Source organism: Bradyrhizobium sp. NBAIM18, from assembly GCF_020193825.1.
Lineage (GTDB): Bacteria > Pseudomonadota > Alphaproteobacteria > Rhizobiales > Xanthobacteraceae > Bradyrhizobium > Bradyrhizobium yuanmingense.
Window position 1 is genome coordinate 43,385 of record NZ_JADYVO010000022.1, and the last position, 15,171, is coordinate 58,555.

At 64.0% G+C, this 15,171-nt stretch carries 16 protein-coding genes; 9 read left to right on the plus strand and 7 right to left on the minus strand.

What is annotated here, in order from left to right; translation table 11 throughout:
- Positions 1-67: 67 nt before the first annotated feature.
- The gene (gene katG, locus I6F17_RS31690) at positions 68-2,233 is read right to left on the minus strand and encodes a catalase/peroxidase HPI (RefSeq protein ID WP_225129587.1); all 2,166 of its coding nucleotides are present in this window, start codon (positions 2,231-2,233) and stop codon (positions 68-70) included.
- 114 nt (positions 2,234-2,347) lie between these two features.
- Between katG and I6F17_RS31695 the strand changes: the two genes are divergently transcribed.
- The 5 genes from I6F17_RS31695 to I6F17_RS31715 all read left to right on the plus strand — a co-directional run bounded on the left by I6F17_RS31695 (position 2,348) and on the right by I6F17_RS31715 (position 6,331).
- Positions 2,348-3,274: a hydrogen peroxide-inducible genes activator gene (locus I6F17_RS31695; protein ID WP_172788574.1), complete on the plus strand. Its 927-nt coding sequence runs from the start codon at positions 2,348-2,350 to the stop codon at positions 3,272-3,274.
- A gap of 7 nt (positions 3,275-3,281) precedes the next feature.
- Positions 3,282-3,746 (plus strand): GNAT family N-acetyltransferase, encoded by a 465-nt coding sequence (locus tag I6F17_RS31700; protein WP_225129585.1) that lies wholly within the window; start codon positions 3,282-3,284, stop codon positions 3,744-3,746.
- A gap of 53 nt (positions 3,747-3,799) precedes the next feature.
- Positions 3,800-4,669: a hypothetical protein gene (locus I6F17_RS31705; RefSeq protein WP_225190460.1), complete on the plus strand. Its 870-nt coding sequence runs from the start codon at positions 3,800-3,802 to the stop codon at positions 4,667-4,669.
- A gap of 36 nt (positions 4,670-4,705) precedes the next feature.
- Positions 4,706-5,620, plus strand: a complete 915-nt coding sequence (locus tag I6F17_RS31710) for a hypothetical protein (RefSeq protein ID WP_225129581.1) — start codon at positions 4,706-4,708, stop codon at positions 5,618-5,620.
- Positions 5,621-5,734: 114 nt separating this feature from the next.
- A complete protein-coding gene (locus I6F17_RS31715) occupies positions 5,735-6,331 on the plus strand; it encodes a glutathione S-transferase family protein (RefSeq protein WP_036040874.1) in 597 nt (198 codons plus the stop codon).
- A gap of 122 nt (positions 6,332-6,453) precedes the next feature.
- Here I6F17_RS31715 and fabI read toward each other — a convergent pair whose 3' ends face one another.
- The 3 genes from fabI to fabA all read right to left on the minus strand — a co-directional run bounded on the left by fabI (position 6,454) and on the right by fabA (position 9,174).
- Positions 6,454-7,254: an enoyl-ACP reductase FabI gene (fabI, locus tag I6F17_RS31720; protein WP_225129579.1), complete on the minus strand. Its 801-nt coding sequence runs from the start codon at positions 7,252-7,254 to the stop codon at positions 6,454-6,456.
- Between the two features lie 135 nt (positions 7,255-7,389).
- Complete coding sequence (gene fabB, locus I6F17_RS31725; protein WP_036024480.1) at positions 7,390-8,613, minus strand: beta-ketoacyl-ACP synthase I; 1,224 nt, start codon at positions 8,611-8,613, stop codon at positions 7,390-7,392.
- Positions 8,614-8,652: 39 nt separating this feature from the next.
- Positions 8,653-9,174, minus strand: a complete 522-nt coding sequence (gene fabA / locus I6F17_RS31730; RefSeq protein WP_036009034.1) for a bifunctional 3-hydroxydecanoyl-ACP dehydratase/trans-2-decenoyl-ACP isomerase — start codon at positions 9,172-9,174, stop codon at positions 8,653-8,655.
- Positions 9,175-9,522: 348 nt separating this feature from the next.
- Here fabA and irrA point away from each other — a divergent pair, with 348 nt between their 5' ends.
- A complete protein-coding gene (irrA, locus tag I6F17_RS31735) occupies positions 9,523-10,011 on the plus strand; it encodes an iron response transcriptional regulator IrrA (protein ID WP_036040908.1) in 489 nt (162 codons plus the stop codon).
- A 144-nt stretch (positions 10,012-10,155) separates the two neighbouring features.
- Here the strand turns inward: irrA and I6F17_RS31740 are convergent, their stop codons facing one another.
- Positions 10,156-10,686 (minus strand): SH3 domain-containing protein, encoded by a 531-nt coding sequence (locus I6F17_RS31740; RefSeq protein WP_036009040.1) that lies wholly within the window; start codon positions 10,684-10,686, stop codon positions 10,156-10,158.
- A 320-nt stretch (positions 10,687-11,006) separates the two neighbouring features.
- Between I6F17_RS31740 and I6F17_RS31745 the strand changes: the two genes are divergently transcribed.
- Both I6F17_RS31745 and I6F17_RS31750 read left to right on the plus strand, forming a co-directional pair.
- Positions 11,007-12,008, plus strand: a complete 1,002-nt coding sequence (locus I6F17_RS31745) for a D-glycerate dehydrogenase (RefSeq protein ID WP_225129577.1) — start codon at positions 11,007-11,009, stop codon at positions 12,006-12,008.
- 202 nt (positions 12,009-12,210) lie between these two features.
- Complete coding sequence (locus tag I6F17_RS31750) at positions 12,211-12,570, plus strand: DUF805 domain-containing protein (protein WP_225129575.1); 360 nt, start codon at positions 12,211-12,213, stop codon at positions 12,568-12,570.
- 58 nt (positions 12,571-12,628) lie between these two features.
- Here the strand turns inward: I6F17_RS31750 and moeB are convergent, their stop codons facing one another.
- Both moeB and I6F17_RS31760 read right to left on the minus strand, forming a co-directional pair.
- A complete protein-coding gene (moeB, locus tag I6F17_RS31755) occupies positions 12,629-13,432 on the minus strand; it encodes a molybdopterin-synthase adenylyltransferase MoeB (protein ID WP_225129573.1) in 804 nt (267 codons plus the stop codon).
- A 159-nt stretch (positions 13,433-13,591) separates the two neighbouring features.
- A complete protein-coding gene (locus I6F17_RS31760) occupies positions 13,592-13,855 on the minus strand; it encodes a hypothetical protein (RefSeq protein ID WP_225129621.1) in 264 nt (87 codons plus the stop codon).
- Between I6F17_RS31760 and I6F17_RS31765 the strand changes: the two genes are divergently transcribed.
- On the plus strand, positions 13,755-15,053 hold the full coding sequence (locus tag I6F17_RS31765) for a serine protease (RefSeq protein WP_225129617.1): 1,299 nt from the start codon (positions 13,755-13,757) through the stop codon (positions 15,051-15,053). The genes I6F17_RS31760 and I6F17_RS31765 overlap by 101 nt on opposite strands.
- The last annotated feature ends 118 nt before the right edge of the window (positions 15,054-15,171 follow it).

The window sequence follows — 15,171 nt, forward strand, 5'->3', positions numbered from 1 at the left end:
GGCCTCTCGGCCGCCCTTTCTTGTGACTACTGCGCCCTCTCTCTCGCAAGCGGGAGAGGCGTCACGCTCACGCCGCGAGGTCGTAGCGGTCGAGGTTCATCACCTTGGTCCAGGCCTTGGCGAAGTCCTTGACGAACTTCTCCTTGGAGTCCGAGGTGGCATAGACCTCGGCGAACGCGCGGAGCTGCGAGTGCGCGCCGAAGATGAGATCGACGCGGGTGCCGGTCCACTTCACCGCATTGGTCTTGCGGTCGCGTGCCTCGTAGGTGCCGTCGGCAGCGGCCGTCCACTGCGCGCTCATGTCGAGCAGGTTGACGAAGAAGTCGTTGCTCAGCGTTCCCACCTTGGTGGTGAGCACGCCGTGCTTCGAGCCGTTTGCGTTAGCACCGAGCACACGCAGGCCGCCGACCAGCACCGTCATCTCGGGGCCGGTGAGCCTCAAGAGCTGCGCGCGATCGACCAGAGCTTCCTCCTGCTGCATGAACTGATGCCGCTTGCCGATGTAGTTGCGGAAACCATCGGCGCGCGGCTCCAGCGGCGCGAAGGAGGCCGCGTCGGTCTGCTCCTGCGAAGCATCCATGCGGCCCGGCGTGAAGCCGACCTTGACGTCGACGCCGGCATCCTTGGCGGCCTTCTCGACCGCTGCGGTGCCGCCGAGCACGATCAGATCGGCGAGCGAGACCTTCTTCGCGCCGGATGAGGCGTTGAAGTCCTTCTGGATCGCTTCGAGCTTGCCGAGCACCTTGGCGAGCTGGGCCGGATCGTTCACCTCCCAGTCCTTCTGCGGAGCAAGGCGGATGCGCGCGCCGTTGGCGCCGCCGCGCTTGTCCGAGCCGCGGAACGTCGAGGCCGACGCCCAGGCGGTCGAGACCAGCTCGGGCACCGACAGGCCCGAAGCCAGGATCTTGCTCTTCAGCGAAGCGATATCCTCCTCGCCGACCACCTCGTGGTTGAGGGCCGGAATCGGATCCTGCCAGATCAGCGTCTCCTTCGGCACCAGCGGGCCGAGATAGCGCTGGATCGGACCCATGTCGCGATGGGTGAGCTTGAACCAGGCGCGGGCGAAGGCGTCCGCAAACTGATCCGGGTTCTCCAGGAAACGTCGCGAGATCTTCTCGTAGGCGGGATCGAAGCGCAGCGACAGGTCGGTCGTCAGCATGGTCGGCCGATGCTTCTTCGACTTGTCGAAGGCGTCAGGAATGACGGCGTCGGCACCCTTCGCCGTCCACTGGTTCGCGCCGCCCGGGCTCTTGGTCAGCTCCCATTCGTACTTGAACAGGTTCTCGAAGAAGTTGTTGCTCCACTTCGTCGGTGTGGTCGTCCAGGTCACCTCGAGGCCACTGGTGATGGAATCACCCGCAAGGCCCGAAGCGTGCTTGCTCTTCCAGCCGAGGCCCTGATCTTCCAGCGCGCCGGCTTCCGGCTCCGGGCCGACCAGCGAGGGATCGCCCGCGCCATGGGTCTTGCCGAAAGTGTGGCCGCCGGCGATCAGCGCGACAGTCTCCTCGTCGTTCATCGCCATGCGGAAGAAGGTCTCGCGGATGTCCTTGGCCGCGGCGACCGGATCCGGCTTGCCGTTCGGGCCTTCCGGATTGACGTAGATGAGGCCCATCTGCACGGCGCCGAGCGGCTCGGCGAGCTGGCGTTCGCCGCTGTAGCGCTCATCGCCGAGCCAGGTGCCTTCCGGGCCCCAATAGAGCTCTTCCGGCTCCCAGACGTCGGTGCGGCCGCCCGCAAAACCGAAGGTCTTGAAGCCCATCGATTCCAGCGCGACGTTGCCGGCGAGCACCATCAGATCGGCCCAGGAAATCTTGCGGCCATATTTCTGCTTGATCGGCCACAGCAGACGGCGGGCCTTGTCGAGGTTGGCGTTGTCGGGCCAGGAGTTGAGCGGGGCGAAGCGTTGCTGACCGGCGCCGGCGCCACCGCGGCCGTCAGTGATGCGGTAGGTGCCCGCGCTGTGCCAGGCCATGCGGATCATCAGGCCGCCGTAGTGACCGAAGTCGGCCGGCCACCATTCCTGCGAATCCGTCATCAGGGCGGTCAGGTCCTTGATGACCGCATTCAGGTCGAGCGACTTGAACTCCTTGGCGTAATCGAAGTCCTTGTCCATCGGATCGGACTTGTCCGAATTCTTGTGCAGCACCTCGATGTTGAGCTGCGTCGGCCACCAATCGCGGTTTGTGCGCGTGGGTTTTCCGCCCGAAAACGGGCACTTCGAAGTGTCATCCATGAATACCTCCTCTGGCGTCGTCGAACTCGCGCCCTTGACCAGGTAGAACCACTCTAAGCGCCGCCTCCTATCAGGGGAAGTTGACTTTAGTGATCGCTGCGATAGGATTTTCTGATGATCAATCTGACGCTGCGCCAGCTTCGGTATTTCGACGCGCTGGCCCGTCACGGACATTTCGGCCGCGCGGCCGAGTCCTGCTCGATCTCGCAGCCGGCCCTGTCGATGCAGATCAAGGAGCTGGAGGAGGCGCTGGGCGGCCTGCTGCTGGAGCGCAGCGCACGGCAGGTCGCGCTGACCCGGTTCGGCGAGGAGCTGGCGCAACGGGTCCGCGACATCCTGCGCTCGGTCGACGAGCTCGGCGATTTTGCGCGCGCTTCGCAAGACCGCTTCGCCGGCCGCCTGCGCATCGGCATGATCCCGACCATCGCGCCCTATTTGCTGCCCAAGATCACCAAGAATCTCACGCGCATGCATCCGGAGCTCGACATCCGCGTGCGCGAGACCATGACGCCGCGGCTGATCCAGGAACTGGTGGAGGGACGGCTCGACACCGCCATCGTGGCGCTGCCGGTGTCGGAGCCATCGCTCACCGAGGTCGCGCTGTTCGAGGAGAAATTCCTACTGGTGCGGCCGGGGGCCGATGAAGGCACACCGGTACCGTCACGCGAGATGATGCGCGAGATGCGCCTTCTGCTGCTCGAGGAGGGGCACTGCTTCCGCGACCAGGCGCTGTCGTTCTGCAACATGCAATCGGCGCCGCCGCGCGAGATGCTGGATGCGAACTCGCTCTCGACGCTGGTGCAGATGGTCAGCGCCGGCATCGGCGTGACCCTGATCCCGGAGATGGCAGTGCCCGTGGAGACGCGCTCCGCCTCGGTCTCGCTGGCGCGTTTCCGCGACCCCGAGCCGTCGCGCACCATCGGCATGGTCTGGCGCAAGACCAGCCCGCTGGCGCGGCAGCTGCTGCAGATTTCCGAGGTGGTGTGCCTGTCGGCCGGCAAGGTGCGCGCGCGGCAATCCCTGCGCAGCCAGAAGGCTTGACCGGCGGATGTCGCATCCGATCATCCGCCCCGCCCGCACTGAGGAGTACGACGAGATCGGGCGCGTCTGGATGGAGAGCTGGGTCTCGACCGGGCTCGCCGAAGCCAGCGACTTCCTGCTGGCAAACTTGCGTGCGCGCATCAGGCGCGAGATCGAGAACGGCTGGAGCCTGTTTGTCGCCGACGATCGCGGCACGATCGCTGCGATGCTGGCGCTGCATCTGCCAAAGCTCTATCTCGACATGCTGTTCGTCGCGCCCGCCTATCAGGGCCGATCGATCGGCCGGCAATTGCTCGCCTTCACTCGCACGCAAATGCCCGACGAGATGTATCTGCGCTGCGTCCGCGAGAACGAAAAGGCCTGGCGCTGGTACGAGCGGGAAGGTTTTGTGCTCGAGAAGGAAGAGATCGAGCCGTCGAACGGGTTCGTGATGAAGTGTTACCGGTGGAAGCGACAGCGGCCGGCCGGATAGACGCCGTTTCCACGCTGCAGCTTGCGGTTGTCACCGTCCTAATCTAGGGTGGCGTGATCAATTCTCCCGTTGCTGATGCCCTAGAATCCATGATTCGATTTGCTGCTCCCGTGATCGTTTTGCTGTCTTCTCTAGCTCTGGCAGCAGCTCAAACTCCTCCTGCGACCATCGCGCCACCCACGCCTCCCTCAAAGCCGACCGTCAAGAAAGCGGCGACGAAGCCGAAAGCTGCGGCAGTCAAACCGGCCGAGCAGATGAACAGCGGTCCGTGCCGTCTCGGCGTAATCTCGGCAATCGGCGAGCATTACTCCGTACAGAAGTTCGGCGTCACAATCTTCGAGGCGGAAGCAAAAGAGGTCCCGATCGACTGGGGCCTCGATGATCTCGTTTTCGCGCGCGTGCGCGCGGCAACGAACAACGATTCCTCTATACGCAGGATCGCTTATCCCAAGGGCGCCTTCGATCCCTTCTATCATGCGAAAGCGATCTTCATCCCGGACCCCAAAGAGACTCTGCCGGTGATCGTGAAGGGGTTCACCGCGAATGCGAATTGCGATCGCTATCTCGTCGCAACCACTTTCAAGACGAAGCTACCGAACTCGAACATGACGCTGAACGGCATCGGCACCTACAACCAGGGGCTCGGCAGCTTGATTCGGCACTCACACCTTTTCGCTAATGTTGCGATCACGCTGATTGACGGCCGTAGCTACGAACAGATCAAGCGTCCCCTTACGGATATCGGCGCGAACCTCGCCACAAGCATGCGTCTGTTTGAAGACCCGATCACGAAGCTCGACAACTCGCTGTTCCCAGATCCGCCCGAGACAGCTTCGACTAATGCGGGGTTGCGCGAGAGAACGCGTGCGCTCGTCTTAGAAAGGCTCGACCGGAGCCTCCCCGGCTATCTAAAGGAAGAGTAAGCTCCTTTGCCGCCACGTGGCGACAAAGGATCAAGTTTGGCTGCGCCTGCGAACACAGCCGCATTCCGCTTCATCGCCCGGCTGCTCGTCATTACGATCATCCTGTGGTGTTTTTCCACTCAGGCGCGGGCACAAGCCCAATCGGAGACAGGACAATCAACCGTCAAACAAGCCAATGGCAAGCTAGCCACTCGACGTGAAGCGGCGGGCAAGCCCGCTCCCACGGCCGGCGGCTCGTGCGACTTCGGTGTCGTGGTTACCACCGGCGATGAGTTCATCGTGCTGACGACCGGCCTCACCATATTCCAGAACAAGAAGATGGTGGTCCCGATCCCCCGCTGGGGGCTCAACGATCTGATCTTCGCGCGGACTCGCGCCGCGATTCCTGCCGGCGTCTCCGTCCTGAGAATACCCTACAACCCGGCGAAATTTCCTCCTCGCGATGAGTCCAAGGACACATTGAAGGACAGGTTGTTCCGCAATCTCAATGCGGAGCTGGCCGGATACATGCGCGAGGTCGCGAAAGGAACGAATTGCCGGCACTACATCCAGATCCTCAATGCAATCAGCCCTATCGGGTCATCCAGCTATACGGTCCGCGGCTTCGGCATCCTCAACCAGGATGTGGTGCTCGGGCGTCGCATCTTTCTCTACGCCCTGGCGTTTATCCGCATCTTTGACGGGCGCGACTTCTCTGTTGTCAGACAGAGCTCTGCGCTGATCAACATGGATCATTCCCTGGCGGTGCAGAGGTTTTTGGGCAAGCTCATCGGCGGTCCATATCGCGAGTTGCCCGCAGAATCGTTTCCAACGCGCCCTGAAGAGGCCGCCGACAATCCCGCATTGCGCGACGGCGTGCGCGCCATGCTGACGGAAAGCCTCGACAAGACGCTGCCGCTTTTGCTCGGAGTTCGATCGACAACGCGCCAAAGCGACGCTAGAGAACGTTGACCCACATATCGTTTACGCCGCTTGCCTTCTGCCTAGGCGTAGTGCGTTGCGGATGCGCGGCAAACGCGGCATGAATCCGCCCTGTTCGCCTCCTGCCGATGAAAGGTCCGCACCATGATCAAGCTCTATTGGTCGCCCCGTTCGCGCTCGTTCACGACGCTCTGGCTGATGGAAGAGAGCGGCCTGCCCTATGAGCGCGTGTTGACCGACATCACGACCGGCGCGCAGAAGGCGCCGGACTATCTGAAGATCAATCCGATGGGCAAGGTGCCGGCGCTGACCGACGGCGATGCCGCCCTCGCCGAAGCCGCGGCGATCTGCGCCTACATCGCCGACCGCTACCCCGAGACCAGGCTCGCACCCGCCGTGACCGACCCGCGCCGCGCGCGCTATCTGCAATGGCTGTTCTTCTCGCCGGGCTGCATCGAGCCGGCCATCATCCAGATCTTCACCAAGATCGAGATCCCGACCTCGACCGCGGCCTGGGGCAGCGCGACGCAAGTGTTCGACGTGCTGGACGCCGCGCTCGAGAAGGGTCCGTGGATTCTCGGCGAGGAATTTTCCGCTGCCGACGTCGTGATCGGCGCCGGCCTGAATTTCGCGGTGCGCCTGTTCAAGATGGTCCCGTCGCGCCCGGCGTTCGACGCTTACCTCGCGCGCTGCATGACGCGGCCGGCGTTCCAGCGCGCGGAGAAGATCGCGGCGGGATAACGCAGTGCGAGGAGCGGCCGAGTAGCTGCAGTAGCCCGGATGGAGCGCAGCGCAATCCGGGGCAATCGCATCCGCGGATGAGCCTGTCCCGGATTTCGCTTCGCTCCATCCGGGCTACGAAGTTATTCTTGAGACTTCAGATCATCCGGCCGCGGCATCAGGATGGTGTTGTAGCCGGAATCCACATAATGGATCTCGCCGGTCACGCCGCCGGAGAGATCGGATAGCAGATACAGCGCCGAACCACCGAGCTCGTCGAGCGTGACGCCGCGGCGGAGCGGCGCGTGCTTCTGCATGAAGCCGAACATGGCGCGCGCCTCGCCGATGCCGGAGCCGGCCAGCGTGCGGATGGGGCCGGCGGAGATCGCGTTGACGCGGATGCCGCGCGGCCCGAAATCGGCGGCGAGATAGCGCACGGAGGCTTCCAGCGCCGCCTTGGCCACGCCCATCACGTTGTAGTTCGGCATCGCGCGCTCCGAGGCGCCGAAGGTCAGCGTGATCATGCTGCCGCCCTCGGTCATCAGCTCGGCGGCGCGCTTTGCGACCTCCGTGAACGAGAAACAGGAGATCACCATGGTGCGCGAAAAATTCTCGCGGCTGGTGTCGGCGTAGCGGCCCTTGAGCTCGTTCTTGTCGGCAAAGCCGATCGCGTGGATGACGAAGTCGAGCTTGCCCCACTTTTCGCGGAGCACCGCGAAGGCGGCATCGACACTGGCGATGTCCTCGACGTCGCAAGGCAGCACCAGATCGACGCCGAGCTGCTCCGCCAGCGGCTTGACGCGCTTGCCGAGCGCCTCGCCCTGAAAGGTGAAGGCAAGCTCGGCGCCGTAGGCATGCAGTGTCCGCGCCATGCCCCAGGCGATGGAATGATCATTGGCGATGCCCATGATCAGACCGCGCTTGCCTTTCATCAAACCTTCCATTGCTTCCCAACTCCACTATTCGGTGTCATCGCCCGCGCAGGCGGGCGATCCAGTATTCCAGTGACGTTCGTCGTAAGCCGGGAAGCCGCGGCGTACTGGATGCCCCGCCTTCGCGGGGCATGACAAGGTCAGAGATCACGCATCCAGCCGGCTGAACACCAGCGTGGCGTTGGTGCCGCCGAAGCCGAAGGAGTTCGACAGCACGGTGCCGATCTTGGCGTTGTCGATGCGCTTGCGCACGATCGGCATGTCGGCGAACACGGGGTCGAGCTCCTGGATGTGCGCGCTCTCGCAGATGAAGCCGTTGTTCATCATCAGCAGCGAATAGATCGCTTCCTGCACGCCGGTGGCGCCGAGCGAGTGGCCGGTCAGCGCCTTGGTCGCCGAGATCGGCGGGCACTTCTCGCCGACGCCGAACACTTTGCGGATCGCCTCGATCTCCGGCGGATCGCCGGCCGGCGTCGAGGTCGCGTGCGGGTTGATGTAGTCGACCTTGGTCTTCACCGTCGACATCGCCATGCGCATGCAGCGCTCGGCGCCTTCGCCCGACGGCGCCACCATGTCGTGGCCATCAGAGGTCGCGCCATAGCCGACCACCTCGCCATAGATGCGCGCGCCGCGCGCCTTGGCATGCTCGAGCTCTTCCAGCACCAAGACGCCGGCGCCGCCGGCGATGACGAAGCCGTCGCGATTGAGATCGTAGGGACGCGAGGCCGTGGCCGGCGTGTCGTTGTACTTCGAGGACATCGCGCCCATGGCGTCGAACAGCACCGACAGCGACCAGTCCAGCTCCTCGCAGCCGCCGGCGAAGATGACGTCCTGCTTGCCGATCTGGATGGTCTCATAGGCATTGCCGACACAATGGTTCGAGGTCGCGCAGGCCGAGGAGATCGAATAGTTCACGCCCTTGATCTTGAACCAGGTCGCGAGCGTCGCGGACGCTGTGGAGGACATCGCCTTCGGCACCGCAAACGGGCCGACGCGCTTCGGGCCCTTGGAGCGGGTGATGTCGGCGGCTTCGACGATGGTGCGCGCCGAGGGACCGCCGGAGCCCATGATGATGCCGGTGCGGATGTTGGAGACTTCGTCGGGCGACAGGCCGGAATCCTGGATCGCCTGCTCCATGGCGATGTGATTCCACGCCGCGCCCTGGCCGAGGAAGCGCATCGCGCGGCGGTCGACCACCGTAGACGGATCGAGCGATGGCTCGCCTTGCACCTGCGAACGGAAGCCGAGCTCGGCATATTTCTCAGCCCGCGAAATGCCCGACTTCGCCTCGTGAAGGCTCGCAAGCACTTCCTGGGTGTTGTTTCCGATCGACGAGACGATGCCCATCCCGGTGACCACAACCCGCCTCATGACAGCCTCGCCTCAATCGTTGTCTTCGTGGTGATGCGCTCAGCCCAGGCTCGTGCCCTGCTTGAACAGGCCGACCTTCAGATCCTTGGCGCGATAGATAATCTGGTCATCGACCGAAAGCCACCCGTCGGCGATGCCGAGCACGAGCTTCGAACGCATCACGCGCTTGATATCGACGTTGTACACAACCTTGCGGGCGTCAGTCAGCACCTGGCCGCCGAACTTCAGCTCGCTCAGGCCAAGCGCCCGGCCGCGGCCTTCCCCCCCGCTCCAGCCGAGGTAGAAGCCGACCATCTGCCACAGCGCATCGAGGCCGAGGCAGCCGGGCATGACCGGATCGTTCTTGAAATGGCAGCCGAAGAACCAGAGGTCGGGCTTCACGTCGAGCTCGGCGCGCACCAGACCCTTGCCGAACTCACCGCCATTGTCGTTGATGTCCGTGATGCGGTCGAACATCAGCATCGGCGGCAGCGGCAACTGGGCGTTGCCTGGGCCGAACATCTCGCCGCGGGCACAGGCCAGCAGATCTTCATAGTCGTAACCGTTGCGCCTGTTCAGCATTCACGAGCCTCTGTTCAAATCCCGATTGAGCGGCGTTCCTGGCGAAAATGGGCCCGTCTCGATCGGACCGCCAATCGCCACCGCCGGCCGCGACTTGCGCAAGCTTCGCATGGATTGCCGACCGGGCCTCCATGCCCGGCTGCGCCAAAATCGGCTAAGCGGAACCGCGCGCTCTCTAACACAGGCCATTTCGGGTGGCAAAGCGCAGAGATGAAGGTAAAATGACGCGCTCGCCCAACCGGTTCCGAGCCCGATTAGAACGTCTCTAGTTGCGAGAAACTTGCATCTGCATCTTTCTCTTCTTATGTTACAGGGAGATATTGTTCACGCGTGCCCGAAATCTTGGAAATGAACGAGAATACCGCGTCCCAACACGACGACGACCATGCCGCGGCCCTCCTGTCCGGCCGCCAGCCGGCCCTGACCGGGTGTCCCTGGCACGACGTCAACGAAATGCTGCAGTCCGCGGGGTTGCGGCCGACGCGCCAGCGCATGGCGCTGGGCTGGCTGCTGTTCGGCAAGGGCGCACGCCACCTCACGGCTGAAATGCTCTACGAGGAAGCCACCCTCGCCAAAGTCCCGGTGTCGCTGGCGACCGTCTACAACACGCTGAACCAGCTCACCGATGCCGGCCTGCTGCGCCAGGTCAGCGTCGACGGCACCAAGACCTATTTCGACACCAACGTCACCACCCACCACCACTATTATCTCGAGAACAGTCACGAGTTGGTCGACATCGAGGATCCGCATCTGGTGCTGTCCAAGATGCCGGAGGTGCCCGAGGGCTACGAGATCTCCCGCATCGACATGGTCGTGCGCCTGCGCAAGAAGCGCTGAGATCGATTCAAACTGCCGAATCTGCTGTCATGGCCGGGCTTGTCCCGGTCATCCACGTTTTGGGACTAGTCAGAAGAGCGTGGATGCCCGGGACAAGCCCGGGCATGACGTTGGGGCGGCAGATTGCTCCGCCGCCCGACGGCGTCAATTGACCTGCTCGTCCGAATAGACGCCCCAGAGGCGCTCCTGCTGGATCCAGCCGTCGAAGCCATTACCGATGACGCGGCACCAGCCTGCGGCGCATTTCTTGACCTGAGTGACGACGCCGGCCTGGAGCTTGGCCGCAACCGCGCTGTCGGGATCGGGCCGGTCATAGATCGGGGCGAGGTCGTCCTTGTGCTTCATGGTGACGACCGCGGTGCGGCGGCCCGACAGCAGCGAATGATAGACCCAGCCCTCGGCGCCTTCGGAATCGCGCACCCGGCGCCAGTTCTCGAACTCGGCGGTAATTTCGACCGGCAGGCCGGCACGAGTGTAGACCCAGGCGACGTCATTGTCCTTGGTCGGGCCGGCGCGGACGTTCACGTGATCCGATTTGAGGCTGACATAGCGCGGCACCGGCAAGCCGCTGGTGGTCTGCGGGGTATTGTCCTTCGCCGCATGCGAGGGCCCGACCGAGGCGCTCAACCAGGTGCAAACGAGCGCCATCACCCAACAAAAACGCCCCAACGCCATCAACCTGTCTCCTTCGAAGACCCGGCACACCGGGCCCTCACCCAAATTCCAAAACGCTGCCGCGCCTACCCCTTCTCCCGCCCCACGCGGGTTCCAAGCCTTAAGCCGTGGTTCTTGTCTTGGCCCCGCCTTCTGCTAGAGAGAACGGGCACTTGAGCAACCAATTGGCCCCGATTTTCCGGCCGGAAATGTCGGGTGAGCTTGGAGGAAACGCCGGGGACGGACACGGCAAGGGCAGTGTCGAACAACCGGGTTAATGAGGCCTCAACGACCGGCCTTTGGCGACAGAGGCGGCCTGCGATGTCTCATGAGAGCAGGACATGTCGGTGAAGAAAAAGCCCCTCGTCGTGGTGACGCGCAAGCTGCCGGATTCGATCGAGACGCGGATGCGCGAGCTGTTCGACGCGCGGATCAATCTCGACGACACGCCGATGTCGCCCGAGCAGATCGCGGAAGCCGCCCGCACCGCCGACGTGCTGGTTCCGACCGTGACCGATCACATCAGCGCCGAGGTCGTGAACCAGCCCGACTGCAAGCTCCGCCTGATCGCCAATTTCGGCAATGGCGTCGACAATATCGACGTCGCAGCCGCCCATGCCCGCGGCATCACCGTCACCAACACGCCGAAAGTCCTGACCGAAGACACCGCCGACATGACCATGGCGCTGATCCTCGCGGTGCCGCGGCGGATGATCGAAGGCGCCTCGATCCTGACCGAGGGCAAGCCCTGGCCCGGCTGGTCGCCGACCTGGATGCTCGGCCACCGCATCGGCGGCAAACGCCTCGGCATCATCGGCATGGGCCGCATCGGCCAGGCGGTGGCGCGCCGCGCCCGCGCCTTCGGCCTGCAGATCCACTATCACAATCGCCGTCCCGTCGCGCCCGTGATCGCCGAGGAGTTAGGGGCGACCTATTGGGAAAGCCTCGACCAGATGCTGGCGCGGATGGACATCATCTCGGTGAATTGTCCGCACACGCCGGCGACCTATCACCTGCTCTCGGCGCGGCGGCTGAAGCTGATCCGAAAAGACGCCTATATCGTCAACACCGCGCGCGGCGAGGTCACCGACGAGGACACGCTGATCAAGTTGATCGAAGGCGGCGAGATCGGCGGCGCCGGCCTCGACGTCTACGAGCACGAGCCCGCGGTCAACCCGAAGCTGGTGCGGCTCGCCAGGGCCGGCAAGGTGACGCTGCTGCCGCATATGGGCTCGGCCACGATCGAAGGCCGCGTCGAGATGGGCGAGAAGGTGATCATCAACATCCGCACCTTCCTCGACGCCCACAAGCCGCCGGACCGCGTGCTGCCGAGCATGCTGTGAGGGTGCGCGAAGGCGCCTCCCCAACAGACATCAGCTTTCGAGGGTCAAGCGTACGTCGGGGCGCCTGCACGTCATCGGCGGCCTATGAAGGTTGGCAATCTGAGACTACAAAGCAGCTCTTGACCACGCAACGACAGAGCGTAGGGTTGCGATTGTGCAATTTTGCATGGAAGGAAACGGCACGTCCGTTGTAAAGAATACAATGAACTACCTGCGCGCATTTTTTAGTTTTTACGGCCGCATGAATAGACTTCAGTACGCGATGGTGGTGTTAATTGGATATGTGGGACCGCTTATCTTTTTTGCGCTGACATGGCCCGGCCTTCGCTCGATGGGCGATCTTGGTGTCTTCACCGGTATGACGCCTCTAATCGTTATGATCTGGGTTCTCTATGCAGCCACGGCGAAGCGGTTTCATGATCTTAACAAATCTGGATTCGCCAGCCTGCTTATCTGCATTCCCATCGTGGGAATCTTCACACCTCTGGTTTTGCTTTTTTATCCAGGTGACGCCTCGGACAACAGATTCGGCCCTCCCCCGCTTTCGTTGAACTCGTTCTAAATCGTCTCTTTGTGAACCCAAGGCCGACATTCAGTCATGTCAGTTGTACACGCGCCGCTCACTCGCGGTGCACGCTCAGATCCTCGAACACGGGCCCGTCGCCGTTGAGCGGATTGGCGGGATCGCGTGAATAGCGCAGCGTCTCGAAGCGCATCGCGCGCGCATCGATCATCAGGAGGCGGCCGACGAGGCCGTCGCCGAAGCCGACGATCTCGCGGATCGCCTCCAGCGCCATCATCGAGCCGAGCACGCCCGCCAATGCGCCCATGACGCCGGCTTCCGCACAAGCCGGCACGGTGCCGGGCGGCGGCGCTTCCGGAAACAGGCAGCGATAGGTCGGGTTGAACTCGCCCTGCTCGTTCGTCTCATGCGCGCGGATGGTGGTGAGCGAGCCGTCGAAGGTGCCGAGCGCCGCCGTGATCAGCGGCCGCTTGGCGAAGAAGCAGGCGTCGGAGACGAGATAACGCGTCGAGAAATTGTCGGAGCCGTCGAGCACGAGGTCGTAATCGCCGATCAGGCTGAGCGCGTTATCCGCGTTGAGCCAGGTGGCGTGGCCGACGAAGCGGACATGCGGATTGAGCGCCGCGATCCGCTCGGCCGCGCTCTCGACCTTGTGCCGGCCGATATCGGGCGTCGTATGGATCACCTGGCGCTGCAGGTTCGACAGCGACACCACGTCGTCGTCGACCACGCCGAGCGTGCCGATGCCGGCAGCGGCCAGATACATCAGCGCGGGCGCGCCGAGCCCGCCGGCGCCGATCACCAGCACCGAGGCCCGCTTCAGCGCCGCCTGGCCGGGGCCGCCGACGTCGCGCAACACGATATGGCGGGCGTAGCGTTCGAGTTCGTCCGGGCTCAGCATCGTCGTACGCCTCTCCTACCAACCCGCCGCTCTCAACCCTCATGGTGAGGAGGCGCAAAGCGCCGTCTCGAACCATGCAGGCCCCGATTTCGCCGCGGCCATCCTTCGAGACGCGGCCTTGAGGCCGCTCCTCAGGATGAGGATCTCAGTTCGCGGCCTCTACGGCACCTGAACCACCGCTACGTTGTTCGCGACCAACGAGATGTGCTTGAATGGCACGCTTTTCAATGTTTTGGCGTTCAATGGGCTGGCTGGATTTGTCATGAGATCGATGCTTGCGGCAACCTTGATGTTTGCGGCCGCCACGGGCGCAAACGCCCAGATGACCACATCGCCAGTCGCCGGCGCCACCCCGAAAACGGTCCAGACCGTTCCGGTCAAGCCACCTGCGATGCAGACGCCGTCCGCGACGGCCGATGGCATGGCCAAAGCCGAGCGGCTGGCGCTCCAGTCCGACCTCGCCTGGGTCGGACAATATAACGGCGCCATCACCGGCGACGTCAGCGAGCGCATGGTCAACGCCATCAAGGAGTACCAGAAGGCCAAGGGCAGCAAGCCGACCGGCGTGCTCAATCCGCAGGAGCGCACCGCGCTCACTGAGGCGGCACGCAAGAAGCAGGAGAGCGTCGGCTGGAAGATCGTGACGGAGCCGACCAGCGGCGCCCGGCTCGGCATTCCCGGCAAGCTGGTGCCGCAGCAGGCAAGCGACGCCAACGGCTCGAAATGGACCTCGCCGACAGGGACGGTGCAGGTGGTTCTTAGCCGCCGCAAGGAAGTGAGCCCGACCTCGGCCAAGCTCGCCGATCTCGAGAAGGAGCCGTCCGGCCGCAAGGTCGATTACACCGTGGTGAAGCCGGATTTCTTCGTGCTGTCGGGCTTGCAGGGCCAGAAGAAGTTCTACGTCCGCGGCACCTTCAAGGGTGACGAGGTCCGCACCATGACGATCCTCTACGACCAGGCGACAGAGAATACGGTCGAGCCGGTCGTGATCGCGATGTCGAGCGCGTTCAACGCGTTTCCGTCGGGACCGCTGGCCGGGCCGCCGCTGCGCCGGAACGTTGAATACGGCACCGGCATCGTCGTCAGCGAGGACGGCGCGATCGTCACCGACCGCCTCGTCACCGACGGCTGCCTTGCGATCACGATCGCCGGCCATGGCAGCGCCGACCGTCTCGCCGAGGACAAGGAGCACGATCTCGCGCTGCTGCGCATCTACGGCGCGCGCGACCTGAGGCCGCTCAGCCTCGCCGGCGGGGCCGCGAAGACCAATGTCGATGTCGTCGGCATCGCCGATCCGCAAAGCCAGGGCGGCGCGGCCGGCGTGTCGAGCCTCAAGGCCGCGCTGGCGCCGGCGACGAGCGGCAATTCCGCGCTCTCGCCGCCGCCGGCGGTCGGTTTCTCCGGCAGCCCGGCCGTCGACGGCGACGGCAAGTTCGCCGGCATCGCGCTGCTGAAGCCGGCGGTGGTCGCGGGACCCGCGACGTCGGTGCCGGCATCACAGGCGATGATGGTCTCTGCCGAGGCGGTGCGCGGGTTTCTCAAGGCGAAGGGCATCAGCCCGAATGGCACGTCGACGGACGCCAAAGCCGCCGTCGTGCGCGTGATCTGCGTGCGGAAATAAGGCGCTGCCGGCGTCTCAATCCTCGTGTCCCGGACGCGGTGCGGCGTGAAATGCCGCTCCGCTGAGCCGGGACCCATATCTCAACAGTCGCGCTTGTGGCTTCTGGGCCCCGGCTCTG

Coding starts and splice junctions, on each gene's coding strand:
- I6F17_RS31745 (WP_225129577.1), top strand. CDS start 11,007: ATGTCGGTGAAGAAAAAGCCCCTCGTCGTGGTGACGCGCAAGCTGCCG.
- I6F17_RS31760 (WP_225129621.1), bottom strand. CDS start 13,855: ATGCCATCGGCCGTCGCGGACGGCGTCTGCATCGCAGGTGGCTTGACC.
- katG (WP_225129587.1), bottom strand. CDS start 2,233: ATGGATGACACTTCGAAGTGCCCGTTTTCGGGCGGAAAACCCACGCGC.
- irrA (WP_036040908.1), top strand. CDS start 9,523: ATGAACGAGAATACCGCGTCCCAACACGACGACGACCATGCCGCGGCC.
- I6F17_RS31750 (WP_225129575.1), top strand. CDS start 12,211: ATGAACTACCTGCGCGCATTTTTTAGTTTTTACGGCCGCATGAATAGA.
- fabA (WP_036009034.1), bottom strand. CDS start 9,174: ATGCTGAACAGGCGCAACGGTTACGACTATGAAGATCTGCTGGCCTGT.
- I6F17_RS31765 (WP_225129617.1), top strand. CDS start 13,755: ATGACCACATCGCCAGTCGCCGGCGCCACCCCGAAAACGGTCCAGACC.
- fabB (WP_036024480.1), bottom strand. CDS start 8,613: ATGAGGCGGGTTGTGGTCACCGGGATGGGCATCGTCTCGTCGATCGGA.
- I6F17_RS31740 (WP_036009040.1), bottom strand. CDS start 10,686: ATGGCGTTGGGGCGTTTTTGTTGGGTGATGGCGCTCGTTTGCACCTGG.
- I6F17_RS31695 (WP_172788574.1), top strand. CDS start 2,348: ATGATCAATCTGACGCTGCGCCAGCTTCGGTATTTCGACGCGCTGGCC.
- I6F17_RS31700 (WP_225129585.1), top strand. CDS start 3,282: ATGTCGCATCCGATCATCCGCCCCGCCCGCACTGAGGAGTACGACGAG.
- fabI (WP_225129579.1), bottom strand. CDS start 7,254: ATGGAAGGTTTGATGAAAGGCAAGCGCGGTCTGATCATGGGCATCGCC.
- I6F17_RS31715 (WP_036040874.1), top strand. CDS start 5,735: ATGATCAAGCTCTATTGGTCGCCCCGTTCGCGCTCGTTCACGACGCTC.
- moeB (WP_225129573.1), bottom strand. CDS start 13,432: ATGCTGAGCCCGGACGAACTCGAACGCTACGCCCGCCATATCGTGTTG.